Genomic DNA, 23,575 nt, shown 5'->3' with positions numbered 1-23,575 from the left:
CCGTCGCAGGCCGGGTCGCGATTCGCCGTGGGCCGCGAGGCATGGGCAGGCTTCGTCGCGTACGCGGCTGCGATCTGAGACGCCTCCTACCCGTTTCCCCTGGTCGGGGGCTTCGTGTGGTGGGTCTCCCTGTCAACCGACGCCGGGAGTGTGCGCGCCTCCAGGGCCGGCGTCAATGGCGCTCCTTCGTCGCGTCGGCTGCGCCGATTCCGCTGCGCTCCACCATTGACCCCGTCCCTTCCGGCGCTGGGGTTGGCGGCTATCGGTCGGCAGGGAGGCCTGGCCACAGTGGGGAGGGGATCAGGGTCGTGGGTTGGCCCGGACCGGAAGGGCGGGGGTCGGGGCGGGCCCGGGGCTGCGGGCGGCGGACCGGTGCCCGGGTGCGGGCTGCGCCCGCAACAGCGGCCCGGTCCTGGTGGCCCGGGACGCGAAGGGTGCGCGGTGGCCGGTTGGCGCACCACTTGAATGGGGCAATTGCTCTCGGCTCAGCGTCAACCACCCACTCGTTGGCCGGACTTCATGCCCCGCTGGTCACTGCCCGGTGGGGGGACGGGCGGGGTGGGCGTTGAACGGGGCTCCCACACCGCCCGGTGCACCGGGCCCGCCCCCGGCCCCCGCCACGGATTCCATGGTGCGGCCGGAAACGAACCCCCAGCACCCCCAACCAAGCACCCCGTAACACCCCATATAGGACAGGTGCAGTGAGAGCGGGACCATCACGGTCCCATTCTCACCGCACCTGTCCCAAATGCCCGGAATTCCATCTCGGCGAGGGATGATCCACCCACCGGACAGCGACCAGCGGGGCATGAAGTCCCGCCAACCGACAGCCAATTGACGCCGAGCCGGGAGTGGCTGCCCCATTCAGGTGGTGCGACCTGTGCCCCCACCCCGGGGAGCGGAGCTCCATCCCGGACGCTGTAACCGCAACTTCCCCGCCGAAGTGCCCCGCAGCCGAACCGATCAGCCCTACCGGCCCGCACGAGCATCGCGGTGTCCACGATGCCGCAACCACCGCGCGGCAGCAGCCAGCCGGACTCGCCCCCAGGGCGAGGCCTACGACGCGCAGCGTCGTACATCCTGCGACACCAACATCGAACCGGCCCGCGCGACCGGCAACCGGCCCCCGCCCCCCACCTGTTCGTCGTAGCCAGCCTCTTTGCGCCGAAGGCGCGAGACGAGCCCGCCACACACCCACCCACCCGACGCCCACCACCCACCGGAACCCGACGTTTCGGTGAAGACTGACAACCCAGCCTCGCGAAGGGAATCGCAGCCATGGACTTCCGCCTCGAACTGATCCCGCTCCCCGTCGCCGACGTCGACCGTGCCAAGGCCTTCTACGCCGATCAGCTCGGCTTCAAGGTCGACCTCGACTTCAGCCCGAACGACTCCTTCCGCGTCGTCCAGCTCACTCCGCCCGGGTCCGCCTGCTCGATCGCCATCGGGGTCGGCATCGTCTCCACCACCCCCGGCGCCGTCCAGGGGCTGCACCTCGTCGTCGACGACATCCACGCCGCCCGCGCCGAACTCGTCGGGCGCGACGTCGACGTCGCCGCCGTGGAGGACATGAGCGCGCCGGGCAAGCCCACCGTCTCCTACGCCGCCTTCACCGACCCCGACGGCAACGGCTGGACCCTGCAGCAACTCCCTTACTGACTATGCGCAAAAGGCCCCGCTCACCCTGGACGGAGGGTGAACGGGGTCCTTTGCAGCGCCTCAACGAGCAGCAGGGCGACGCGTCCGCCGGTAGAGCACCGTACCCACCGCGCACACCACCAAGGGCACGGTGACGGGCACGGTCCACCACGGGAGCCTGAGCCACGTCGCCGGGAGGCCGAGACCGAAGCCGGCCGCGAAGATCGTGATGAGCAGGCGCCTGCCGTACGGGTCCCAGGTCAGTCGCCCGTACCCGCCGCGGGACCCGGCCAGGCGTGCCGCTCCGAACACGAAGGCCTGGGCTGCGACAAGCGCCGCGAGCACGCCGAACGCCGCGTTCATCTGGATCTCGCCGCGGGGTGCCTCTGAGGTGTTCTGGCGTACGCCGTCCTTGCTCAGCACCACGATGTCGCGCCGCCAGACCGTGGCCGTGACCCGGTCGCCGGGCGCGAGCCGCTTCAGGAGGGGTCCGGGGTCGCCGAAGGACACCGTTCCGCGCCAGGAGTCCTGGCCCGTCAGGGTCGCTTCGTAGGTGGAGGTCTTCCCCTCGCTCTTGTTCACCGTCTTCTCCACGGTGAAGTGGAAGGTGCTCAGGCAGTCCTTCTGTTCCTGCTCGCCGGCCCGGGAGGTGCACGCGGCGGCCGCGCGGTAGTCCTGGTAGCGCTCACGGTCGGAGGGCAGCCACCAGGCGAACGCCGCGTAGCAGCCGACCGCCAGCGCCATCGACAGCAGGATCAGCAGCACCCCCATGGACCGCGCGCTGCCCGGCGGCCGCAGGTCCGCGCCGCCCCCGCTCAGCAGCGTGCTGCCGGTGCTGTGGGCTCTTGCCCGTGTTGTGGTCATCGTCTGCCCCCTCCGCCGTAGTTTCTCGCTCCGGGTCACGCGGATCACAGGGGTGGCACGGCAGTCTGCGAGGGGTGCCGGCTTCCGTAACCCGGCAATGACAACTGACATGCGAGGGCCCTGCGCCCCCGGGTCGGGGGCGCAGGGCCGGTTCGTCAGGTTCAGTGCGTCAGTACGAGGAGCCCGATGCGCCCAGCGAGCCCGTCGGGTGCCACACCGTCTTCGTCTCCAGGAACGCCGTCAGGCGGTGCGTGCCCGGGTCCGCCGTGAAGTCCACCGGCTGGGGACGCAGTACGCGCTTGAGGTTGTCCGCCGCCGCGATCTCCAGGTCGCGCGCCAGGTCCGCGTCCGCGCCCGTCAGGTCGATCGCGTTCACGTCCTGGTGGGACGCGAGCGACGGCGTGATCTCCGCCGTCTTGCCCGAGAGGATGTTGACCACGCCGCCCGGGAGGTCGGAGGTCGCCAGGACCTCGCCCAGGGACAGCGCCGGGAGCGGGGACTTCTCCGAAGCCACCACCACCGCCGTGTTGCCCGTCGCGATCACCGGTGCGATCACCGAGATCAGGCCCAGGAAGGAGGACTCCTGGGGCGCGATCACCGTCACCACACCCGTCGGCTCCGGCGTCGAGAGGTTGAAGAACGGGCCCGCCACCGGGTTCGCCCCGCCCGCGAGTTGGGCGATCTTGTCCGTCCAGCCCGCGTACCAGACCCAGCGGTCGATCGCCGCGTCCACGACCACGGCCGCCTTCGACTTCGACAGGCCCTCGGCCTCCGCGACCTCCCGTACGAACTGGTCCCTGCGCCCCTCCAGCATCTCCGCGATGCGGTAGAGGATCTGGCCGCGGTTGTACGCCGTCGCACCCGCCCACCCGCCGAACGCCTTGCGCGCCGCGACGACCGCGTCACGCGCGTCCTTGCGGGAGGAAAGGGGCGCGTTCGCCAGCCAGTTGGACTTCTTGTCCTGCACCTCGTACACCCGGCCGCTCTCGCTCCGGGGGAACTTGCCCCCTACGTACAGCTTGTAGGTCTTGAAGACGCTCAAACGGTCAGACATCGAGGTACGCCTCCAGGCCGTGGCGGCCGCCTTCGCGGCCGTAGCCCGACTCCTTGTAACCGCCGAAGGGCGAGGTCGGGTCGAACTTGTTGAACGTGTTGGCCCAGACGACGCCCGCCCGGAGCTTGTTCGCGACCGCGAGGATGCGCGAGCCCTTCTCCGTCCAGATGCCGGCCGAGAGGCCGTACTGCGTGTTGTTCGCCTTGGCGACCGCTTCCTCCGGCGTACGGAAGGAGAGCACCGACAGCACCGGGCCGAAGATCTCGTCGCGCGCGACCGTGTGCGCCTGCGTGACACCCGTGAAGAGGGTCGGGCGGAACCAGTAGCCCGACGTGGGCAGTTCGCACTCCGGCGACCAGCGCTCCGCGCCCTCCGCCTCGCCCGTCTCGGCGAGGGCGGTGATGCGCGCCAGCTGCTCGGCCGAGTTGATCGCGCCGATGTCCGTGTTCTTGTCGAGCGGGTCGCCGAGGCGCAGCGTCGACAGGCGGCGCTTCAGTGCGTCAAGCACCTCGTCCTGGACCGACTCCTGTACGAGGAGCCGCGAGCCCGCGCAGCAGACCTGGCCCTGGTTGAAGAAGATGCCGGTGACGATGCCCTCGACCGCCTGGTCGATGGGCGCGTCGTCGAAGACGATGTTCGCGCCCTTGCCGCCCAGCTCCAGGGTGACCTTCTTGTTCGTACCCGCCACCTGGCGCGCGATCGCCTTGCCGACCGCCGTCGAGCCCGTGAACGCGACCTTGTTCACGTCCGGGTGCTCGGTCAGCGCCGCGCCCGCGTCCCCGTAGCCGGGGAGGATGTTGACGACGCCCTTGGGGAGACCCGCCTGGCGGCAGATGTCCGCGAAGAAGAGAGCGGAGAGCGGGGTCGTTTCGGCCGGCTTCAGGACGACCGTGTTGCCCGTCGCCAGCGCCGGGGCGATCTTCCACGCCAGCATCAGCAGCGGGAAGTTCCACGGGATGACCTGGCCCGCCACACCCAGCGGCTTCGGGTCGGCCCCGTACCCCGCGTGCGAGAGCTTGTCCGCCCAGCCCGCGTAGTAGAAGAAGTGCGCGGCGACCAGCGGGAGGTCCGCGTCGCGCGTCTCCTTGATCGGCTTACCGTTGTCCAGCGTTTCCAGGACGGCCAGTTCGCGGCTGCGCTCCTGGATGATCCGGGCGATACGGAACAGGTACTTCGCGCGCTCGGAGCCGGGCAGCGCCGACCACTTCTCGAACGCCTTGCGGGCCGCCTTCACCGCGCGGTCCACGTCTGCGGTGCCCGCTTGGGCGACCTCGGAGAGGACCTCCTCCGTCGACGGGGAGACCGACTTGAAGACCTTGCCGTCCGCCGCCTCGACGAACTCGCCGTCGATGAACAGGCCGTAGGACGGCGCGATGTCCACCACAGACCGGGACTCGGGCGCCGGTGCGTACTCGAATACAGATGCCATGGTGATCAGTCCACCGTCACGTAGTCGGGACCGGAGTACCGGCCGGTGCTGAGCTTCTGCCGCTGCATCAGCAGGTCGTTCAGCAGCGAGGAGGCGCCGAAGCGGAACCAGTGGTTGTCCAGCCAGTCCGCGCCGGCCGTCTCGTTCACCAGCACCAGGAACTTGATCGCTTCCTTGGTGTTGCGGATGCCGCCCGCGGGCTTCACGCCCACCTGGATGCCGGTCTGCGCACGGTAGTCGCGCACCGCCTCCAGCATGAGGAGCGCGTTCGCGGGGGTCGCGTTGACCCCGACCTTGCCCGTCGACGTCTTGATGAAGTCCGCGCCGGCCATCATGCCGATCCACGAGGCGCGGCGGATGTTGTCGTACGTGGAGAGCTCGCCGGTCTCGAAGATGACCTTGAGCCTGGCCGTCCCGCACTCCGCCTTCACTGCCGAGATCAGCTCGTACGTCTCCATGTACCGGCCCGCGAGGAACGCCCCGCGGTCGATCACCATGTCGATCTCGTCCGCGCCCGCGGCCACCGCGTCGCGCACGTCCGCGAGCTTCACCGGGAGCGCCGCGCGCCCCGCCGGGAAGGCGGTGGCGACCGAGGCGACCTTGACCGGCGCCCCGCCGAGCGCGGCCTTCGCCGTCGCCACCATGTCGGGGTAGACGCAGACCGCGGCGGTCATGGGCGTCGTGCGGTCGGTCGGGTCGGGGTGGACGGCCTTCGCGGAGAGCGCCCGGACCTTGCCCGGGGTGTCCGCGCCTTCGAGGGTCGTCAGGTCGATCATCGAGATGGCCAGATCGATGGCATACGCCTTCGAGGTGGTCTTGATCGATCGGGTGCCGAGGGAGGCGGCGCGCGCTTCCAGGCCGACGGCGTCGACGCCGGGGAGGCCGTGCAGGAAGCGGCGCAGCGCACCGTCGGACGCGGTGGCGTCTACGAATGCGGGTGCAGTACTGGGCATGGTCACCAGAGCAGCATATCTACGCGCGTAGCTACCTGTACAGGGGGAGCATGGATCTGCTCCTGTGAGCGATTTAACCGACGGCGAGCACGATGACGAAGAGGAGCGCCCCGACCGCGGCCGGCGCGATGATCTCGAACGCCCAGCGCACCGCCGCCGCCCCCTGCGCCTCGGGCCGCGCGGCATTGCGCTCCGCGAGCCCGCGCAGGTCCGCGACGGCCTGGTCGGCCTGGGCCCGTCCGGTCTCCGCGTCCAGGCCCCGGCTGCTGCGGGCCGAGCGCGCCGACGCCACCGCCGAGGTGCGCCCGTACGGGTCGCTCGCCGCGTCCCGCGCCTGGCGGGACGTCGCCCGCTTGCGGCTGCGCAGCGAGACGGGGATCGCCCAGAGCTGGTACTTCTCGCCGCCGCTCGTGTAGATCTCGCTGGAGTAGCTCGCCCGGACGTCCTCGACCGCGGCCCAGGGGAGCGTGATCGTACGGAAGGGATTGCGGATCCTGATCCGGTTGTCGTTGGCGTACACGGCGGGCCGCAGCGTGAAGGCGATCACCAGGGGGATCACGCAGAGCAGTGCGGCCAGCGCGAGCCACGGCGCGCGGCCCTTGCCGTTCAGCACTGCGTCGCCGCCGAGCCAGACGGCGAGCGCGAGCAGCAGAACGCCGCCGACGAGGGCGGCGGACGACCGGAAGATGCGGTCGGCGTACGTGGTCTGCGGCTCGGTGCTCATGTACACGATTCTGCCTGATGCCCCGAGCCCCCTGGAGGGTGCCGTTCGTTACGGCTCCATCACGGAGGCCCGGTCCACACCAGCGTCATGTACGCCCCGAGGTACGCCGAGAACAGCGCCGCCCCGCCCAGCACCATGACCAGCGTCCGCGTCCGCGCCCGTGCGATCGCCACCGCGAACGGCAGCAGCAGCGGGAAGGCGGGCAGCAGGAAGCGGGCCCGCGGGAAGTACACGCCCCCGCTCCCGAGCACGACAAGGAGCAGCATCCCGGTGAAGACCAGCAGCGGCAGCGGCTGCCGCTGACTCACGCACACCAGCCACAGCGCCGCCGAGAGCGCCAGGATCGCCGTGACCACCAGCAGGAACGGCTGCGGGTGACCTTGGTAGATCAGCTGGCGGCGGATCTCGCGCAGGGTGTCCGCGCCGCCGTCCCACTGGTTCTTCCAGAGCTTCTGTACGGCGAAATAGCCGTCCCAGCGCCCGACCCTGACGCCCACCCAGGCGACGTAACCGACCCAGCCCAGCGGGGCGATCAGCGCGCCCGCGATCATCCGCCGCGAACGGTTCCCGCGCCAGAGCGCGACCGCCGCCGGGATCACGACGGCGGCCGCGACCGCGACGCCGGTGGGGCGGGTCATTCCGGCGAGTGCGGCGAAGACGCCCGCGTACACCCAGCGGCCGGTGAGGACCGCGTACAGCGACCAGGCGGCGAGCGCCGTGAACAGCGATTCGGTGTAGCCCATCCACTGGACGAGGGCGACGGGCGTCGCGCCCCACAGGATCGCGAGGACGGTGCCGGTCCTGCGCCCGTACAGCCGCTCACCGACCGCGTAGATCCCGGCGGCCGCGGCCAGCGAGCAGACCATCGCGAGCAGGACGCCGATGGTGGCGCGCGAGCCGGGGGTGACCGCGGCGACGGCCTTCACCAGGACCGGATAGAGCGGGAAGAAGGCGAGGTTGTTGTTGTCGAGGTGCTGCGCGTAGCCGTGGTCGGCGATCCCCAGGTACCAGGACGAGTCCCAGGACGTGGCGAGCGCGGGCCACAGACCGTGGTGCTTGAGGTGCGACCAGAAGGCGAGCAGGACCAGACCGGTCAGGCGTACGGCGGTGTAGACGGCCAGCGCGGGGACGGCGCGGCGCAGGAGACCGGCGCCTCTCGCCGCGACCCTTGCGGGGGCGGGGCGAGAGGCGGGTGCAGTGGGCAGTTCGGTCGCAGGGGACGCGATCGGGGGCACAGCGGCTGCTCCAGGGACTCGGCGTGGGTACCGGGCCACCTTTTCTCGGATGATCCGCAAAGGGTGCGGGCTGCTGCACCACCTGCCGTACGGGAATCACCCGTACGGGCGGTTCCTCAGATCCCCGCTGCCGCCGAGAGGTCGGCCTTGACGGCGGCGAGGAGCTCGGCGGCCTTCGCGTGGGCGGCCGGGAGCGCGGCGGCGTCCGCGACCGGGACGACGACCTCCAGGTAGCACTTGAGCTTGGGCTCGGTGCCGCTGGGGCGGACGATCACGCGGGCGCCTTCGAGGTGGTAGCGCAGGCCGTCGGTGGGCGGGAGTTGGGCCGTGCCCTGGTTGAGGTCCTCGGCGGAGGTGACGGCCAGGCCGCCGAGTGCGGTGGGCGGCTGCTCGCGGAGGCGCCGCATGGCGTCGGCGATGACGCTCAGGTCCTCGACGCGGACCGAGAGCTGGTCGGTGGCGTGCAGGCCGTGGGCGACGGCGAGGTCGTCGAGGAGGTCGAGGAGGGTGCGGCCCTCCTTCTTCAGCTCGGAGGCGAGCTCGGTGACGAGGAGGGCGGCGGTGATGCCGTCCTTGTCGCGTACGCCGTCGGGGTCGACGCAGTAGCCGAGGGCCTCTTCGTAGCCGTAGCGGATGCCGTCGACGCGGGCGATCCACTTGAACCCGGTGAGGGTCTCCTCGTACGGGAGGCCTGCCGCCTCCGCGATCCGGCCCAGCAGGGACGAGGAGACGATCGACTCGGCGAAGGTGCCGGTGACGCCGCGGCGCACCAGCTGGGCGGCGAGCAGCGCGCCGACCTCGTCGCCGCGGAGCATGCGCCAGTCGTTCTCGTACGGGACGGCGACGGCGCAACGGTCCGCGTCGGGGTCGTTGGCGATGATCAGGTCGGGGCCGGTGCGGCGGGCCGTCGCGAAGGCGAGGTCCATCGCGCCGGGCTCTTCCGGGTTGGGGAAGGCAACGGTCGGGAACGCCGGGTCGGGCTCGGCCTGTTCGGCGACGAGCACGGGCTCGGGGAATCCGGCGCGGGCGAAGGCGGCGACGAGGGTGTCCTTGCCGACGCCGTGCATGGCCGTGTAGACGACGCGGGCGGTACGGGGGGATCCGGGGGCCAGGACCGCGTCCGTACGGGCGAGATACGCCTCCAGGACGTCGTCCCCGAGGGTCTCCCAGCCGTCGATGGGGCGGGGGACGTCGTCGAGGCTCGCGACGGCGTCGATCTCGGCGGCGATGTCGGCGTCGGCGGGCGGCACGATCTGCGAGCCGTCGCCGAGGTAGACCTTGTAGCCGTTGTCGCGGGGCGGGTTGTGACTGGCGGTCACCTCGACACCGGCGACGGCGCCCAGGTGCCGTATGGCGAAGGCGAGGACGGGGGTGGGGAGGGGGCGGGGGAGGACGGCGGCGCGGAGGCCGGCGCCGGTCATGACGGCGGCGGTGTCGCGGGCGAAGTCCGCGGACTTGTAGCGGGCGTCGTACCCGACGACGACGAGGCCGCCGTCCTGGCCATTGGCCTTGAGGTACGCGGCGAGGCCGGCGGCGGCGCGGATGACGACGGAGCGGTTCATGCGCATGGGGCCGGCGCCGAGCTCGCCCCTCAGCCCGGCGGTGCCGAACTGGAGAGTGCCGCTGAAGCGCGCCGCGAGCTCGTCGGTGTCCCCGGCGTCGATGAGCGCTGCGAGCTCGTCGCGGGTGTCGGGGTCGGGGTCCTCGGCGAGCCATGCCTTGGCTTGCGTGATCAGGTCCTGCGTCGTCACCGTCGTCTGCCTCTCGCGTCGTGCATCTACATGTTCATGTCGCCTGCGGCGGGCAAGCTTCCCCAACCCCGCCCCTTCCCGAAACTGGGGGCGCCGCCCCCAGCCCCCCGTACGCGACCTCCGGCCGTGTGTCCTCAAGCGCCGGACGGGCTGGATTTTGCCGGCGTGGGATTTCCGGCGTCGGATCCGAACGGTCCGCAAGCGGCCATTGAGCAACCCCCACCCACGCCAGCAACCTCCGCGAGAGCGGCGCCGGTTTAGGCGCAAAACCAGCGGTCTGGGGCGGAGCCCCAGGAGGAGGCTGCGCTAGATGCGGTCCAGCACCCTGGTCAGGAGCTCGCCCATCCGCACCGCAGAGTCGCGGCCCGCCTGCAGAACCTCTTCATGGTTGAGGGGCTCGCCCGAGAGACCCGCAGCCAGGTTCGTCACCAGCGAGATGCCGAGCACCTCCGCCCCCGCCTCGCGCGCAGCGATCGCCTCGAGCACCGTCGACATGCCCACGAGGTCCGCCCCGAGGATGCCCGCCATACGGACCTCCGCCGGCGTCTCGTAGTGCGGGCCGGGGAACTGGGCGTACACGCCCTCCTCCAGCGAGGGGTCGATCTCCTGGCACATCGCCCGCAGCCGCGGCGAGTACAGGTCCGTCAGGTCCACGAAGTTCGCCCCGATGATCGGGGACGTGGCCGTGAGGTTGATGTGGTCGCTGATCAGCACCGGCTGGCCGGGGCGCATGCCCGGGCGCAGACCGCCGCAGCCGTTCGTCAGGACGATCGTCTTGCAGCCCGCCGCGACAGCCGTCCGCACACCGTGCGAGACCGCGGCGACGCCCCGGCCCTCGTAGAAGTGCGTACGCCCGAGGAAGACCAGCGCGCGCTTCTCGCCGATCTTGTACGAGCGGATCTTGCCGCCGTGGCCCTCGACGGCCGGCGGCGGGAACCCGGGCAGCTCGGTCACGGGGAACTCGGCCTCGGGCGTGCCGAGCGCGTCGACTGCGGGTGCCCAGCCCGAGCCCATCACCAGGGCGACGTCGTGCGACTCCGCTCCGGTGAGCTCGCGGAGGCGGGCGGCCGCGGCGTCGGCGGCGGCGTGGGGGTCCGGGATAACTGATGCGTTCACGCAGATGAGGGTAGCCGGTCTCGCCCTACGCGCGTAGATGACGGTCCTCACGTACCTGAAGCGATCTCCTTGGGGGATCACCCAAAAGGGGAACGGAGGGCGCTCAGCAGGGGCGCTTCCGCAGCTCCATCACATAGTCGTGCGGCGCCCCGGCCGATTCGGCGGCGTCCGCCAGCTCGCCCAGGTAGCGCGCGGAGGGCAGACCGCCCTCGTACCCGTTCAGTACGTACATCCAGGCGGGCTCCTCGCCCTCCAGGGTGTCGACGCGGACCCGCATCCGCCGGTAGATGTCGAGGCCGACACCCTCCCAGCGGTCCATGGAGTCCTCGTCCATCGGGGCGATGTCGTACAGCGCGACGAAGACCTGCGAGCGCGGTGCCTCCACGACCGTGCAGAGCGCGCCCTCCCAGCCCATCTGCTCTCCGCCGAAGGTCAGCCGCCAGCCGCTGAGCCAGCCGGTCGAGCGCATCGGGGAGTGCGGGGCGCGGCGTGACATCAGCCGCGCGTCGAGGTTGCCGGCGTACGCGGCGTAGAGCGACATGGTGTCGAGGGTACGACAGAGGCGTTGTACCGCCCCGGGGAAGAAGCATCTTGAAGCGTGCGGGACAATGGAGTACGTACTGCATCTCCCGGGGGCGACCCCCGGACCCCCGGCCGGGCGGGCAGGCGCGCCGGGGTTGGCGACGCGAGGGACTTTCTGTGACCCGGATCGTGATCATTGGCGGCGGACCCGGCGGGTATGAGGCGGCCCTGGTGGGCGCGCAGCTCGGCGCTGAGGTGACCGTCGTGGACTGCGACGGTCTGGGCGGGGCGTCGGTGCTGACCGACTGCGTACCGTCCAAGACCCTCATCGCGACGGCCGAGGTGATGACGACCTTCGACTCTTCGTACGAGGAGTTGGGCATCCTCGTCGCCGACGACACTCCTCCGGAGGAGCAGTCGGCCCGCGTCGTCGGCGTCGACCTGGGCAAGGTCAACCGCCGTGTGAAGCGCCTCGCGCTCGCCCAGTCCCACGACATCACCGCCTCCGTCACCCGGGCGGGCGCCCGCGTGATGCGCGGCCGCGGCCGCCTCGCGGGGCAGCAGGCGATGGACGGCTCCCGCAAGGTGATCGTCACGGCCGCCGACGGCAGCGAGGAGACGCTCACCGCGGACGCCGTGCTGCTCGCCACCGGCGCCCACCCGCGCGAGATCCCCGACGCGCTGCCCGACGGCGAGCGCATCCTGAACTGGACGCAGGTGTACGACCTGGACGAGCTCCCCGAGGAGCTCATCGTGGTCGGCTCCGGTGTCACGGGTGCCGAGTTCGCCGGCGCCTACCAGGCCCTCGGCTCGCGCGTCACCCTCGTCTCCTCGCGCGACCGCGTGCTCCCGGGCGAGGACCCGGACGCCGCCGCGGTCCTGGAGGACGTCTTCCGCCGCCGCGGCATGAACGTCATGGCCCGCTCCCGCGCCGAGTCCGCCAAGCGCGTCGGCGACCGCGTCGAGGTCACCCTGGCGGACGGCCGGGTCATCTCCGGTACGCACTGCCTCATGGCCGTGGGCGCCATCCCGAACTCCGCGGGCATGGGCCTGGAGGAGGCCGGGGTCAAGGTGAAGGAGTCGGGCCACATCTGGACCGACAAGGTCTCCCGTACCTCCGCCCCCGGCGTGTACGCGGCCGGCGACGTCACCGGCATCTTCGCGCTGGCCTCGGTCGCCGCCATGCAGGGCCGTATCGCGATGTACCACTTCCTGGGCGACGCGGTGCAGCCGCTCAACCTCAAGACGGTCTCCTCGAACGTCTTCACCGACCCGGAGATCGCGACCGTCGGTTACTCGCAGGCCGACGTGGACTCGGGCAAGATCGACGCCCGGGTGGTCAAACTCCCGCTTCTCCGAAACCCGCGCGCCAAGATGCAGGGCATCCGCGACGGCTTCGTCAAGATCTTCTGCCGTCCGGGCACGGGCATCGTGGTCGGCGGCTGTGTAGTGGCGCCCCGCGCAAGCGAGTTGATCCACCCGATTTCGATCGCGGTCGACAACAACCTGACCGTGGAACAGATCGCGAACGCGTTCACCGTGTACCCGTCTCTGTCGGGTTCGATCGCAGAGGTGGCACGGCAGTTGCACACCCGGAAGTCCGCCGGCGAGGCATAGGGCGGGGCGCGACAAGGGCGTGTGGCAAGGGCGCGTGGCACTGACCGCCACGCGCCGTATACCACCCGGCAACCTGATCTGGGCACAACTTCTGTTATTCGGCGCAAACTGCTGAAAAGAATCGGCCGGTCAGGTTACTGTCAGTTTCGTGTTCGCTGCAGAACGTCGCCAATTGATCCTCGAAATGGTGCGTGCCAACGGGGCCGTGTCGCTCCGTGAGCTCGCCCGCGTCGTCCAGACCTCCGAAGTAACCGTACGGCGGGACGTGCGGGCGCTGGAGGCAGAAGGACTCCTGGACCGCCGCCACGGCGGAGCGGTCCTCCCCGGCGGATTCACCCGTGAATCCGGATTTCCCCAGAAGTCCCATCTCGCGACCGCGGAGAAGACGGCCATTGCCGACCTCGCCGCGTCACTCGTCGAGGAGGGCGAGGCCATCGTGGTCGGCGCGGGGACGACCACGCAGGAGCTGGCCCGCCGGCTCGCGCGGGTCCCAGGGCTGACCGTCGTCACCAACTCCCTCCTGGTCGCCCAGGCGTTGGCACACGCCAACCGCGTGGAAGTGGTGATGACCGGCGGGACGCTGCGCGGCTCCAACTACGCCCTGGTGGGCAGTGGTGCCGAACAGTCCCTGCAAGGCCTGCGGGTCTCCCGCGCCTTCCTCTCCGGGAGCGGACTGACCGCCGAGCGCGGGCTGTCCACCTCCAACATGCTCTCGGCGAGCGTGGACAGAGCCCTGGTGCAGGCGGCGGCGGAGGTCGTCGTCCTGGCCGACCACACCAAGCTCGGCACCGACACGATGTTCCAGACCGTGCCGACGGACGTCATCACGCGTCTGGTCACCGACGAGCCGCCCGTCCACGACGACCGCGCCGCAACGGAGTTGCAGGCCCTGGCCGACCAGGGCGTGCAGATCACGGTGGCGGGCCCGGGCACGGGCTCGGTGGGCAACGACCACCCCCCGGCGGGGCGCCAGCCCCGCCGGGACATGCCCCTCCCGGGACAGCGCCGCACGGCCCCGGGCAACACGTCGCCGCTACGGAACGCGACGGCATCCCTGGCCGATCAACAGGCGGGGGAGCGGGCGAGGGTGGCCGAGATGCGGCGTCGCTAGGCGCTGTGCCGGGGGCGGGTGGGGCTAGTCGTTTCCGCGCAGGTTCGTTGTGGCTGGTCGCGCAGTTCCCCGCGCCCCTGACTCCTGGACGCCAAGGACCCCGCCGAACCAGCCGACGGGGTCCTCGCTCGCGGATACGGATCCGCGTCAGTCCTTGATCTCGCAGATCGTCGCGCCGGAGGTGAGCGAGGCTCCGACCTCGGCCGCCAGTCCCTTGATGGTGCCGGACCGGTGCGCGTTCAGAGGCTGTTCCATCTTCATGGCCTCGAGCACCACGATCAGGTCGCCCTCCTTGACCTCCTGGCCCTCCTCGACCGCGACCTTGACGATCGTGCCCTGCATCGGAGATGCCAGGGTGTCGCCGGACGCAGCCGAGCCCGCCTTCTTCGCGGCCCGCCGCTTCGGCTTGGCGCCGGCGGCAAGTCCCGTACGGGCCAGGGTCATTCCGAGCGAGGACGGCAGCGAGACCTCGAGCCGCTTGCCGCCGACCTCGACGACGATCGTCTCGCGCCCGGCCTCGTCCTCATCCGCGTCGCCGCCGCCCGGGGCGAACGGCGGGATCTCGTTGACGAACTCGGTCTCGATCCACCGCGTGTGGATGGTGAACGGGTCGGCGGTGAACGCCGGGTCCACAACCACCGCACGGTGGAAGGGAATCGCCGTCGCCATCCCCTCGACCTCGAACTCCGCGAGCGCGCGTGCCGCACGCTGCAGCGCCTGCTCGCGCGTGGCGCCGGTGACGATCAGCTTGGCGAGGAGCGAGTCCCAGGCCGGGCCGATGACCGACCCGGACTCGACACCCGCGTCCAGCCGGACACCGGGCCCACTCGGAGGCGCGAAGCTCGTGACCGTACCCGGAGCGGGAAGGAAACCGCGGCCCGGGTCCTCGCCGTTGATACGGAACTCAAAAGAGTGCCCGCGCGTGACCGGGTCGTCGTAACCCAGCTCTTCGCCGTCGGCGATACGGAACATCTCGCGGACCAGGTCGATGCCGGAGACCTCTTCGGTGACCGGGTGCTCCACCTGCAGACGGGTGTTGACCTCCAGGAAGGAGATCGTCCCGTCGGCGCCGACGAGGAACTCGACGGTGCCGGCGCCCACATAGCCGGCCTCCTTGAGGATGGCCTTCGACGCGGCGTACAGCTCCGCGTTCTGCGCCTCGCTCAGGAACGGGGCCGGGGCCTCCTCGACGAGCTTCTGGTGGCGGCGCTGCAGCGAGCAGTCACGCGTCGAGACGACGACCACGTTGCCGTGGGAGTCGGCGAGGCACTGGGTCTCCACGTGCCGCGGCTTGTCCAGGTAACGCTCGACGAAGCACTCGCCGCGACCGAACGCGGCCACCGCCTCGCGCACCGCCGAGTCGTACAGCTCGGGGATCTCCTCCAAGGTGCGGGCCACCTTCAGACCACGCCCGCCACCACCGAAGGCGGCCTTGATCGCGATCGGCAGACCGTGCTGCTCGGCGAAGGTCACGACCTCGGCGGAGCCCGAGACCGGGTCCGGGGTGCCCGCGACCAGCGGGGCGCCGGCGCGCTGGGCGATGTGACGGGCCGCCACCTTGTCGCCCAGATCACGGATCGCCTGCGGCGGCGGGCCGATCCAGGTCAGACCCGCATCCAGTACGGCCTGCGCGAACTCGGCGTTCTCCGACAGGAATCCGTAACCGGGGTGGATGGCGTCCGCGCCCGAATCCTTGGCGGCCTGAAGCACCTTGGCCATGTCCAGATAGCTGGTGGCCGGGGTGTCACCGCCCAGGGCGAACGCCTCGTCGGCCGCGCGGACGTGCAGAGCGTCCCGGTCCGGATCTGCGTAGACGGCTACGGATCCGATTCCGGCGTCACGGCACGCCCTGGCCACACGGACAGCGATTTCGCCACGGTTGGCGATGAGCACCTTGCGCACGATGGCTCCCTCCAAGAAACAAGCTGAGTTTAGGGACTGCCGACACGGCCGGACGACCCGTCCCCAAGGGTGAGCTTGCCCACACGCTGTGTGATTCGAGGCCCACTCGAGTCGCGAAATCCCTTGTCGCACCACGGTACGGGGGCTTCCTGCTGCCCACAGTAACCCTGCTGTGTGGCCTAGGTCTCTGTCAGCTGGGCCAGCGGCGACGGACGTTTCTTTGTGGAGTCCCTACGAATGGCCGAATGATTCTTTGCCGTCCGTCAGAACCCTTGTCCGTACGGCTACCCATTAGTAGCCTGCGCGATGTCAGACGTACTGGCGGTAACGGACCGAGGGTGGGGGCCATGGCACGCAAGCCGGTGGCATGGACGGGCGCGATACTCCTCTTCCTGGAGGCGCTCGGCATCGCATTCGTGAACTGGATACTCGGCAGGGTCGCCGACAACCAGAACATGTCCCTCGCGGGCATAGACCCCCAGGCGATATCCGCCGGCGCATGGATCATGGGCGGGGTCACCGCGCTCTATCTGATCCTCTGCGGAGTGGTCCTCCTGAGGATGGCGCTGCGCGACCGCGGCCCCGGCCTCCCGGGATGGATCCTCCTCATCACCTGCGCGGTGATGCACGGGATTCTCGGCGCGCTGGCGGTGGGCCTGGTCGGCTGGGACGCGTTCGCGTTCATGATGGTCGTGCTCGGCCTGATCGTTTTCAGCCTGATGATGTACGAGCGAGAGGGCGACGCCCCCGCGGCCCCGCAGGACCAGGCGCCGCCCGCGCCGCCGGTGCCGCCCGCGCCCGCCGCGAACGGCGGCCCGAGCCCCGCCTGAGTCCTCTCAGCCCCGGTAGATCATGGTGCAGAGCACCGCCGAGCTGTCGCGGATCTTCCAGATCCAGTACCGCGTCTGATCGCCGCTGGAGCGTGCGCAGGTGGACGAGGTGATGGCGCCCGAGTGCTTGTAGACGCCGGTGATGTGCATGATCTGGTTGTAGGCGATCGGGACCTTCTTGGCCTTGCAGTCCACGGCGGTCATCGGCCCGAGGGAGATCTTGTCGCCGGACTGCTTGCCGAGGACGCAGTAATTCTTGTGGTAGATCCGGGTCAGGCAGAGCGCGGTGGTCTCACCGGTGGAGGCGGACTGGTAGTCCCAGTAGGACTTGTCCGATCCCGTCGGGCAGCTGCTGCCTGATGTGGTGACCTGGGTGACGAAGACGAGCGCGTCGCCGCTGTCGCAGTTCCCGACGGGGGCCGGGGGCGTCTTCGAACTCCACTCGACGGTGTTGCCGCCGTACCCGGTGTCCCAAACGGCATAGCACTGACCGGACTTGACCGCCTTGAAGGCGTCGGCGGTGGGGTCGGGTGAGGGGGTCGTCGGGTCGGGCGTGGGGGTGCTGTAGGTGCTCCCGCTCGTGCCTCCGCTCCCGTTGTTGCTGTCGTCCGTCGAGCCGCCGTAGGTGGCGGTGGGTGAGACGCTCGACCCCGAACCGGCCTTGTCCGTCTCGGATTTGAACCACCCGTCGATGAGCCCGAAGGCGAGCACGGCGATCAGCGCGAGGGCGACGGTGGAGCAGAGCCCGACGATGAGGATGATCTTCGCGGGGTTCGGGGGCGGAGCCTGGGGCCCGAAGGGCTGCTGGCCGAACGGGGGCGGCCCGTACGGCGGTTGGCCCTGCGGGGGCTGAGGGGGAGGCGGTCCGTACGGCATGGGCGGCGGTCCCTGCGGCGGGCCGAATTCGCCGGGCGGTGGTGGACCGAAGGAGTTGTTGCTCATGCTGTGATGCCCCCCGTGACGGTGTTCTTTGGCGTGTACAGGCTATCGGCAGCTACACCCAGAGGTCGGTGACGGAGACGCCCAGCTCACCGAAAAGCTGCCGCAGCAGGGGCAGGGACAGGCCGATGACATTGCCGTGGCTGCCGTCGATGGAGTCGACGAAGGGGGCCGAGCGCCCGTCGAGGGTGAACGCCCCGGCGACGTACAGGGGTTCACCGCTCGCGACGTACGCGGCGATCTCGGCGTCGGTCGGCTCGCCGAAGCGGACGGTGGTGGAGGCGGTGGCCGAGGCGCGGCGGCCGGTGGCGGTGTCGATGACGCAGTGCCCGGTCTGCAGGACGCCGGCGCGGCCGCGCATGGACTTCCAGCGGGCGGTGGCCTCTTCGGCGTCGGCGGGCTTCCCGTACGCCTCGCCGTCGAGCTCGAGAACGGAGTCGCACCCGATGACAAGCGCCCCGGCGGCCTCGGCCCGAGCGGCGACGACGTCGGCCTTGGCCTCGGCGAGCACGAGCGCGAGCTCACCCGGAGTGGGAGCGCTGATGGCGTCCTCGTCGACGCCACTGACGATCACTTCCGGGGCGAACCCGGCCTGGCGGAGGAGGCCCAGACGGGCGGGGGACTGAGAGGCGAGAACGAGGCGCGGGGTCATGGGGGGAAAGGTTAGCCGGGCTCGTTCGTGCCAGTGCGCACGAGCCCATGTGGGCAAAATCAGCCCCTCCGGCGATTGAGGAGCGGGGTCCGGGGCGGAGCCCCGGTGGGGGCAAGTCCGCTGGGGGTGCGCCTACCGGAGGCCCAGTACCAACGCGCCTATCCCAGGCCCAGCACGATCATGCCCACCACCATCAGCAGCGCCACGAGCAGCGCCGCCCGCCGCAGCATCGCCTGCGCCTCGCGGAGCTCCTTCGGGGGCTCGTTCTTCGGGTCTGACCAGAGCATGCATCGATACTCCTGCGCCCGCCGCAGAGGCGCCTGAGTACGCGTACTCAAGCGCCTCTGGTCAATCGGGAGGGGTCAGGAGGGCCAGTACGTCCTGGCCCACGCCCGCGGCCCCGGCTGCTGCATCCGGTGCCTGGCGATCCGCGCCGGATCGGACCATTCCTCCGGCGGCAGCGGCGCACCGCCGGCCGCGGCCGAAGCCGTCGCCGCGGCGCGCGCCTGGACCACCGCCAGTGCGGCGGCCAGCTCCTCAGGGGTCGGGTTTCCCCGTACGACCTTGATCATCACCGCTCCTTACAGGGGGATGTTGCCGTGCTTCTTCGGCGGCAGCGACTCGCGCTTCGTACGCAACTGCCGCAGCCCGCGCACCACATGGCGCCGCGTCTCCGACGGCATGATCACGGCGTCCACGTACCCGCGTTCGGCCGCGACGTACGGATTGAGGAGCGTGTCCTCGTACTCCGAGATCAGCTCCGCCCGCGTAGCCTCCGCGTCCTCGGCCGCCGCGATCGTCCGCCGGTGCAGGATGTTGACCGCGCCTTGCGCGCCCATGACCGCGATCTGCGCCGTGGGCCACGCCAGGTTGAGGTCGGCGCCGAGGTGCTTGGACCCCATGACGTCGTACGCACCCCCGAAGGCCTTCCGCGTGATCACCGTGATCAGCGGGACGGTCGCCTCCGCGTACGCGTAGATCAGCTTCGCGCCCCGCCGGATGATCCCGCCGTACTCCTGGTCGACGCCCGGCAGGAAGCCCGGCACGTCCACGAACGTCAGCACCGGCACGTTGAACGCGTCGCACGTCCGCACGAACCGCGCCGCCTTCTCGCTCGCGTTGATGTCGAGACATCCCGCGAACTGCATCGGCTGGTTGGCGACGATCCCGACCGGGAAGCCCTCCACCCGCCCGAAGCCGGTGATGATGTTCGGCGCGAACAGGGCCTGGGTCTCCAGGAATTCACCGTCGTCGAGGACGTGCTCGATCGCCGTGTGCATGTCGTACGGCTGGTTGGCGCTGTCCGGGATGAGGACATCCAGCTCGCGGTCCTCGTCGGACGTCTCCAGGTCCGCCTCCTCCGGGAAGGCCGGCGGCTCGCTGAGATTGTTCGACGGCAGATAGGAAAGCAGCGACTTCACATACTCGATCGCGTCCTTCTCGTCGCCCGCCATGTGATGGGCCACACCCGACGTCGTGTTGTGTGTCCGGGCGCCGCCCAGCTCCTCGAAGCCGACGTCCTCACCGGTGACCGTCTTGATGACGTCGGGTCCGGTGATGAACATGTGCGAGGTCTGGTCGACCATCACCGTGAAGTCCGTGATGGCGGGCGAGTACACCGCACCGCCCGCGCACGGCCCGACGATGAGCGAGATCTGCGGTACGACACCCGACGCGTGCACGTTCCGCCGGAAGATCTCCGCGAACAGGCCCAGCGCGGCGACACCCTCCTGAATACGGGCGCCACCACCGTCGTTGATGCCGATGACCGGGCAGCCGGTCTTCATCGCGAAGTCCATGACCTTGACGATCTTCTCGCCGTAGACCTCGCCGAGCGAGCCGCCGAAGATGGTGAAGTCCTGGGAGTACACGCAGACGGGACGCCCGTCCACGGTCCCGTACCCCGTCACGACCCCGTCCCCGTACGGCCGGTTCTTCTCGATGCCGAAATTGGTGGAGCGGTGCCGGGCGAACTCGTCCAGCTCGACGAACGACCCCTCGTCGAGCAGCAGATCCACCCGCTCGCGAGCCGTCAACTTGCCCTTGGCGTGCTGCTTTTCGACAGCGCGCGCGGAGCCGGCGTGGGTCGCCTCGTCGACGCGGCGCTGAAGATCAGCGAGCTTCCCCGCGGTGCTGTGGATGTCCAGTTGCTCTTCCGACTCAGGCATCGGGCTGCGGCTCCCTGGCTGCTCATGTGTGGCATTGGCTACTCACGCGTAGCGTAACGGCGCAGGTACGGGACGGCACTGCGTCGTTTGCCACACCTACTGTGGCTTGCATGACTGCGTTTAATCCTGCTGGCAACCGTTGGTCCAACCTCGACCGTCCGCCCCTCAACACCACCGCTCTGCGCCGCGCCCTGGTGCGCCCCGGCGCGCTCTGGACCTCCTTCGACGTCGTGGAGTCCACGGGCTCGACCAACACCGACCTCTCCGCCCGCGCGATCGCCGGTGCGGAGGAGGGCGCGGTCCTGGTCGCCGAGGAGCAGTCCGCCGCCCGCGGCCGCCTCGACCGCCGCTGGTCGGCGCCCGCCCGCTCGGGCCTCTTCTTCTCCGTACTCCTCAGGCCGGGCGCGCACGCCATCCCGATCGAGCGCTGGGGCTGGCTCCCCCTGCTCACCGGAGTCGCCGTGGCGACGGGCCTCTCCCGCTCGGCCGGCGTCGACACGGCGCTGAAGTGGCCGAACGACCTCCTCGTCACGGTCGACGGCGAGGAGCGCAAGGCGGGCGGCATCCTCGCCGAGCGCGCGGGCGAGGACGGCGTCGTGATCGGCATCGGCCTGAACGTCACCCTCGCCAAGGACGAGCTCCCCGTCCCCACGGCCGGCTCCCTCGCCCTCGCGGGCGCCGTCTCCACCGACCGCGACCCCCTGCTGCGGGCCGTGCTCCGCTCGCTGGAGCAGTGGTACGGGGACTGGCGCGCGGCGGGCGGCGACCCGGCGGCGTCCGGGCTCCACGACGCGTACGCCGCGGGCTGCTCGACTCTTGGCCGTACGGTACGGGCCGAGCTCCCCGGCGACACCTCCCTCACGGGCGAGGCGGTGGCCGTCGACGGCGACGGACGGCTCGTCCTGGCGACCGGCGAAGGTGTCCAGCATCCGGTCGGAGCGGGCGACATTGTCCACTTGCGGCCCGTCTGAACCCCCTTCCCTCCACATCGACACGTGAGCTACGGCACACCTGCCGTATGGTTGAGGCGATCCACGGAGATCAACGGAGATCGGCAGGGCAGTGGCAGGGCAGTACGCAGGGAATGGGCAGGAGGCGGCAGGTGACCGTCGACGACACCTCGTCTGAGTCCAGCAGCAGCGGCACTCCGGCGTCCTCGCCGTACCCCACCCCCCATCACGAGGTCGATCACACGGCCGAACCGACCGACGACCCCCTTGCGATCCGGCTCGAACAGCTGATCCTCGGAGCGGAACGCCGCTACACCCCCTTTCAGGCCGCCCGCACGGCCGGTGTCTCCATGGAGCTCGCCTCCCGCTTCTGGCGGGCGATGGGCTTCGCCGACATCGGCCAGGCGAAGGCCCTGACCGAGGCGGACGTGCTGGCCCTGCGCCGACTGGCCGGTCTCGTGGAAGCAGGTCTCCTCAGCGAGCCGATGGCCGTCCAGGTGGCGCGCTCCACCGGCCAGACGACCGCCCGCCTGGCGGAGTGGCAGATCGACTCTTTCCTCGAAGGCCTCACCGAGCCCCCCGAGCCCGGAATGACGCGCACCGAGGTCACGTACCCCCTGGTCGAGCTGCTCCTGCCCGAGCTGGAGGAGTTCCTGCGGTACGTGTGGCGCCGCCAGCTGGCGGCCGCGACGGGCCGTGTCGTCCAGGCGGCCGACGACGAGGAGATGGTCGACCGCCGTCTGGCCGTCGGCTTCGCGGACCTCGTCGGCTTCACGCGGCTGACCCGCCGCCTGGAGGAGGAGGAGCTCGGCGAGCTCGTCGAGTCCTTCGAGACGACCTGCGCGGACCTGGTCGCGGCGCACGGCGGCCGCCTCATCAAGACCCTCGGCGACGAGGTGCTGTACGCGGCGGACGATGCCGGGACGGCAGCCGAGATCGCGATGCGCCTGATCGAGACGATGTCGAACGACGAGACGATGCCCGCGCTCCGGGTCGGCATCGCCTTCGGCACGGTCACGACGCGCATGGGCGACGTCTTCGGTACGACGGTGAACCTGGCGAGCCGCCTCACGTCGATAGCGCCGAAGGACACGGTGCTGGTGGACGGCGCGCTCGCGGAGGAGCTGAGCCGTACGGGAGACGCGCCGGTCTCCGAGGCGGAGGCGGCGGCGGAGGCCGAGCGCGCGGAGAAGACGGGCGACGAGCCGCCTTCGTACCGCTTCGCGCTGCAGCCGATGTGGCAGCGGCCGGTGCGTGGTCTGGGTGTCGTCGAACCATGGTTGCTCACGCGCCGCACGTCCTGACATCGTGCGCGGATGACTGATGAGCAGCGCTTCGGAGAATTTGTAGCAGTACGGCGGCACGGGTACGTGGCCGAGCTGGTCCTGGACCGCCCCAAGGCGATGAACGCCGTCTCCACGGAGATGGCGCGCTCGATCGCGGCCGCCTGCACGGCCCTCTCCGCCGACCCCGACGCCCGCGTCACCGTCGTCACCTCCACGCACGACCGGGCGTTCTGCGTCGGCGCGGACCTCAAGGAGCGCAACTCCTTCTCGGACGCGGACCTGGTACGCCAACGCCCCACGGCCCGCGCCGCCTACACGGGCGTCCTGGAGCTGCCGATGCCGACGATCGCGGCCGTCCACGGCTTCGCCCTCGGCGGCGGCTTCGAACTTGCGCTGGCCTGCGACGTGATCGTCGGGGACGCGACGGCGGTGGTGGGCCTCCCCGAGGTCTCGGTCGGCGTGATCCCGGGCGGCGGCGGTACGCAGCTGCTGCCGCGCAGGGTCGGGGCGGCGCGGGCGGCCGAACTGGTCTTCACGGCACGGCGGGTGGAGGCGGAGGAGGCGCGGGAGCTGGGTCTCATCGACGTACTCGCGTCGGACGCCCGGCCCGAGGCGCTGGAGCTCGCGGCCCGTATCGCGGCGAACTCGCCGGTGGGGCTGCGGGCGGCGAAGCGGGCGATGCGGCTGGGGCAGGGGCTCGATCTGCGGGCGGGCTTGGAGGTCGAGGACGCTGCGTGGCGGTCGGTCGCTTTCTCGGGTGACCGTGCGGAGGGGGTCGCGGCGTTCAACGAGAAGCGGAAGCCGAACTGGCCAGGGGAGTAACGACTACGGTCC

Annotated in this window: 22 protein-coding genes; 7 read left to right on the top strand and 15 right to left on the bottom strand. The window is 70.6% G+C overall.

Annotated features, from left to right (window positions below; genetic code table 11):
• Window positions 1–1,278 precede the first annotated feature (1,278 nt).
• On the top strand, window positions 1,279–1,659 hold the full coding sequence (locus tag OG707_RS14205; RefSeq protein WP_329118085.1) for a VOC family protein: 381 nt from the start codon (window positions 1,279–1,281) through the stop codon (window positions 1,657–1,659).
• Window positions 1,660–1,719: 60 nt separating this feature from the next.
• On the opposite strand, the gene OG707_RS14200 is transcribed toward OG707_RS14205, so the two are convergent.
• The 9 genes from OG707_RS14200 to OG707_RS14160 form a co-directional block, all read right to left on the bottom strand.
• Entirely contained in the window at window positions 1,720–2,502 is a 783-nt protein-coding gene (locus OG707_RS14200) for a hypothetical protein (RefSeq protein ID WP_329118083.1), read from the bottom strand.
• Window positions 2,503–2,671: 169 nt separating this feature from the next.
• Complete coding sequence (locus OG707_RS14195) at window positions 2,672–3,556, bottom strand: aldehyde dehydrogenase family protein (RefSeq protein ID WP_329118081.1); 885 nt, start codon at window positions 3,554–3,556, stop codon at window positions 2,672–2,674.
• The gene (locus OG707_RS14190; protein ID WP_329118079.1) at window positions 3,549–4,985 is read right to left on the bottom strand and encodes an aldehyde dehydrogenase family protein; all 1,437 of its coding nucleotides are present in this window, start codon (window positions 4,983–4,985) and stop codon (window positions 3,549–3,551) included. Before OG707_RS14190 ends, OG707_RS14195 begins: the two co-directional genes overlap by 8 nt.
• A 5-nt stretch (window positions 4,986–4,990) precedes the next feature.
• Window positions 4,991–5,938 carry a deoxyribose-phosphate aldolase gene (gene deoC, locus OG707_RS14185; RefSeq protein ID WP_329127785.1) on the bottom strand — a complete coding sequence of 316 codons (948 nt, stop codon included), beginning with the start codon at window positions 5,936–5,938 and terminating at the stop codon, window positions 4,991–4,993.
• A gap of 73 nt (window positions 5,939–6,011) precedes the next feature.
• Window positions 6,012–6,662 carry a PH domain-containing protein gene (locus OG707_RS14180; RefSeq protein ID WP_329118077.1) on the bottom strand — a complete coding sequence of 217 codons (651 nt, stop codon included), beginning with the start codon at window positions 6,660–6,662 and terminating at the stop codon, window positions 6,012–6,014.
• Window positions 6,663–6,721: 59 nt separating this feature from the next.
• The gene (locus OG707_RS14175; protein ID WP_443071330.1) at window positions 6,722–7,897 is read right to left on the bottom strand and encodes a glycosyltransferase family 39 protein; all 1,176 of its coding nucleotides are present in this window, start codon (window positions 7,895–7,897) and stop codon (window positions 6,722–6,724) included.
• Between the two features lie 116 nt (window positions 7,898–8,013).
• Window positions 8,014–9,648, bottom strand: coding sequence for a phospho-sugar mutase (locus tag OG707_RS14170; RefSeq protein ID WP_329118075.1), 1,635 nt, complete (start codon window positions 9,646–9,648; stop codon window positions 8,014–8,016).
• 306 nt (window positions 9,649–9,954) lie between these two features.
• Window positions 9,955–10,764: a purine-nucleoside phosphorylase gene (locus tag OG707_RS14165; RefSeq protein WP_329118073.1), complete on the bottom strand. Its 810-nt coding sequence runs from the start codon at window positions 10,762–10,764 to the stop codon at window positions 9,955–9,957.
• Between the two features lie 103 nt (window positions 10,765–10,867).
• Window positions 10,868–11,305, bottom strand: a complete 438-nt coding sequence (locus OG707_RS14160) for a gamma-glutamylcyclotransferase (RefSeq protein ID WP_329118071.1) — start codon at window positions 11,303–11,305, stop codon at window positions 10,868–10,870.
• A gap of 158 nt (window positions 11,306–11,463) precedes the next feature.
• On the opposite strand from OG707_RS14160, the gene OG707_RS14155 reads away from it, so the two are divergent.
• Window positions 11,464–12,903 (top strand): NAD(P)H-quinone dehydrogenase, encoded by a 1,440-nt coding sequence (locus OG707_RS14155; RefSeq protein WP_329118068.1) that lies wholly within the window; start codon window positions 11,464–11,466, stop codon window positions 12,901–12,903.
• A gap of 148 nt (window positions 12,904–13,051) precedes the next feature.
• A complete protein-coding gene (locus OG707_RS14150) occupies window positions 13,052–14,014 on the top strand; it encodes a DeoR/GlpR family DNA-binding transcription regulator (RefSeq protein WP_329118067.1) in 963 nt (320 codons plus the stop codon).
• Window positions 14,015–14,161: 147 nt separating this feature from the next.
• On the opposite strand, the gene OG707_RS14145 is transcribed toward OG707_RS14150, so the two are convergent.
• Complete coding sequence (locus OG707_RS14145) at window positions 14,162–15,916, bottom strand: acetyl/propionyl/methylcrotonyl-CoA carboxylase subunit alpha (protein ID WP_329118065.1); 1,755 nt, start codon at window positions 15,914–15,916, stop codon at window positions 14,162–14,164.
• A gap of 347 nt (window positions 15,917–16,263) precedes the next feature.
• Here OG707_RS14145 and OG707_RS14140 point away from each other — a divergent pair, with 347 nt between their 5' ends.
• Window positions 16,264–16,746 carry a hypothetical protein gene (locus OG707_RS14140; RefSeq protein ID WP_329118063.1) on the top strand — a complete coding sequence of 161 codons (483 nt, stop codon included), beginning with the start codon at window positions 16,264–16,266 and terminating at the stop codon, window positions 16,744–16,746.
• A 6-nt stretch (window positions 16,747–16,752) separates the two neighbouring features.
• Here OG707_RS14140 and OG707_RS14135 read toward each other — a convergent pair whose 3' ends face one another.
• The 5 genes from OG707_RS14135 to OG707_RS14115 form a co-directional block, all read right to left on the bottom strand.
• Window positions 16,753–17,688, bottom strand: coding sequence for a hypothetical protein (locus OG707_RS14135; protein ID WP_329118061.1), 936 nt, complete (start codon window positions 17,686–17,688; stop codon window positions 16,753–16,755).
• Between the two features lie 52 nt (window positions 17,689–17,740).
• Window positions 17,741–18,337 carry a Maf family protein gene (locus OG707_RS14130; RefSeq protein WP_329118059.1) on the bottom strand — a complete coding sequence of 199 codons (597 nt, stop codon included), beginning with the start codon at window positions 18,335–18,337 and terminating at the stop codon, window positions 17,741–17,743.
• Between the two features lie 158 nt (window positions 18,338–18,495).
• The gene (mmpB, locus tag OG707_RS14125; protein ID WP_329118057.1) at window positions 18,496–18,624 is read right to left on the bottom strand and encodes a morphogenic membrane protein MmpB; all 129 of its coding nucleotides are present in this window, start codon (window positions 18,622–18,624) and stop codon (window positions 18,496–18,498) included.
• A gap of 75 nt (window positions 18,625–18,699) precedes the next feature.
• The gene (locus OG707_RS14120) at window positions 18,700–18,909 is read right to left on the bottom strand and encodes an acyl-CoA carboxylase epsilon subunit (protein WP_329118056.1); all 210 of its coding nucleotides are present in this window, start codon (window positions 18,907–18,909) and stop codon (window positions 18,700–18,702) included.
• A 9-nt stretch (window positions 18,910–18,918) separates the two neighbouring features.
• Window positions 18,919–20,505 carry an acyl-CoA carboxylase subunit beta gene (locus OG707_RS14115; protein WP_329118054.1) on the bottom strand — a complete coding sequence of 529 codons (1,587 nt, stop codon included), beginning with the start codon at window positions 20,503–20,505 and terminating at the stop codon, window positions 18,919–18,921.
• 110 nt (window positions 20,506–20,615) lie between these two features.
• On the opposite strand from OG707_RS14115, the gene OG707_RS14110 reads away from it, so the two are divergent.
• The 3 genes from OG707_RS14110 (at window position 20,616) to OG707_RS14100 (ending at window position 23,563) form a co-directional block, all read left to right on the top strand.
• On the top strand, window positions 20,616–21,476 hold the full coding sequence (locus tag OG707_RS14110) for a biotin--[acetyl-CoA-carboxylase] ligase (protein WP_329118052.1): 861 nt from the start codon (window positions 20,616–20,618) through the stop codon (window positions 21,474–21,476).
• Window positions 21,477–21,607: 131 nt separating this feature from the next.
• On the top strand, window positions 21,608–22,759 hold the full coding sequence (locus tag OG707_RS14105) for an adenylate/guanylate cyclase domain-containing protein (RefSeq protein WP_329118050.1): 1,152 nt from the start codon (window positions 21,608–21,610) through the stop codon (window positions 22,757–22,759).
• A gap of 12 nt (window positions 22,760–22,771) precedes the next feature.
• On the top strand, window positions 22,772–23,563 hold the full coding sequence (locus OG707_RS14100; RefSeq protein ID WP_329118048.1) for an enoyl-CoA hydratase/isomerase family protein: 792 nt from the start codon (window positions 22,772–22,774) through the stop codon (window positions 23,561–23,563).
• Window positions 23,564–23,575 lie beyond the last annotated feature (12 nt).

Source organism: Streptomyces sp. NBC_01465 (assembly GCF_036227325.1).
GTDB lineage: Bacteria > Actinomycetota > Actinomycetes > Streptomycetales > Streptomycetaceae > Streptomyces.
This window is presented reverse-complemented; position numbering and strand designations above follow the sequence as displayed.

Excerpts from the sequence above, each read along its gene's own strand:
- OG707_RS14205 (WP_329118085.1), top strand. The coding sequence starts at position 1,279 with ATGGACTTCCGCCTCGAACTGATCCCGCTCCCCGTCGCCGACGTCGAC.
- OG707_RS14120 (WP_329118056.1), bottom strand. The coding sequence starts at position 18,909 with ATGATCAAGGTCGTACGGGGAAACCCGACCCCTGAGGAGCTGGCCGCC.
- OG707_RS14195 (WP_329118081.1), bottom strand. The coding sequence starts at position 3,556 with ATGTCTGACCGTTTGAGCGTCTTCAAGACCTACAAGCTGTACGTAGGG.
- OG707_RS14160 (WP_329118071.1), bottom strand. The coding sequence starts at position 11,305 with ATGTCGCTCTACGCCGCGTACGCCGGCAACCTCGACGCGCGGCTGATG.
- OG707_RS14140 (WP_329118063.1), top strand. The coding sequence starts at position 16,264 with ATGGCACGCAAGCCGGTGGCATGGACGGGCGCGATACTCCTCTTCCTG.
- deoC (WP_329127785.1), bottom strand. The coding sequence starts at position 5,938 with ATGCCCAGTACTGCACCCGCATTCGTAGACGCCACCGCGTCCGACGGT.
- OG707_RS14115 (WP_329118054.1), bottom strand. The coding sequence starts at position 20,505 with ATGCCTGAGTCGGAAGAGCAACTGGACATCCACAGCACCGCGGGGAAG.
- OG707_RS14100 (WP_329118048.1), top strand. The coding sequence starts at position 22,772 with ATGACTGATGAGCAGCGCTTCGGAGAATTTGTAGCAGTACGGCGGCAC.
- mmpB (WP_329118057.1), bottom strand. The coding sequence starts at position 18,624 with ATGCTCTGGTCAGACCCGAAGAACGAGCCCCCGAAGGAGCTCCGCGAG.
- OG707_RS14180 (WP_329118077.1), bottom strand. The coding sequence starts at position 6,662 with ATGAGCACCGAGCCGCAGACCACGTACGCCGACCGCATCTTCCGGTCG.
- OG707_RS14200 (WP_329118083.1), bottom strand. The coding sequence starts at position 2,502 with ATGACCACAACACGGGCAAGAGCCCACAGCACCGGCAGCACGCTGCTG.
- OG707_RS14190 (WP_329118079.1), bottom strand. The coding sequence starts at position 4,985 with ATGGCATCTGTATTCGAGTACGCACCGGCGCCCGAGTCCCGGTCTGTG.
- OG707_RS14130 (WP_329118059.1), bottom strand. The coding sequence starts at position 18,337 with ATGACCCCGCGCCTCGTTCTCGCCTCTCAGTCCCCCGCCCGTCTGGGC.
- OG707_RS14135 (WP_329118061.1), bottom strand. The coding sequence starts at position 17,688 with ATGAGCAACAACTCCTTCGGTCCACCACCGCCCGGCGAATTCGGCCCG.
- OG707_RS14110 (WP_329118052.1), top strand. The coding sequence starts at position 20,616 with ATGACTGCGTTTAATCCTGCTGGCAACCGTTGGTCCAACCTCGACCGT.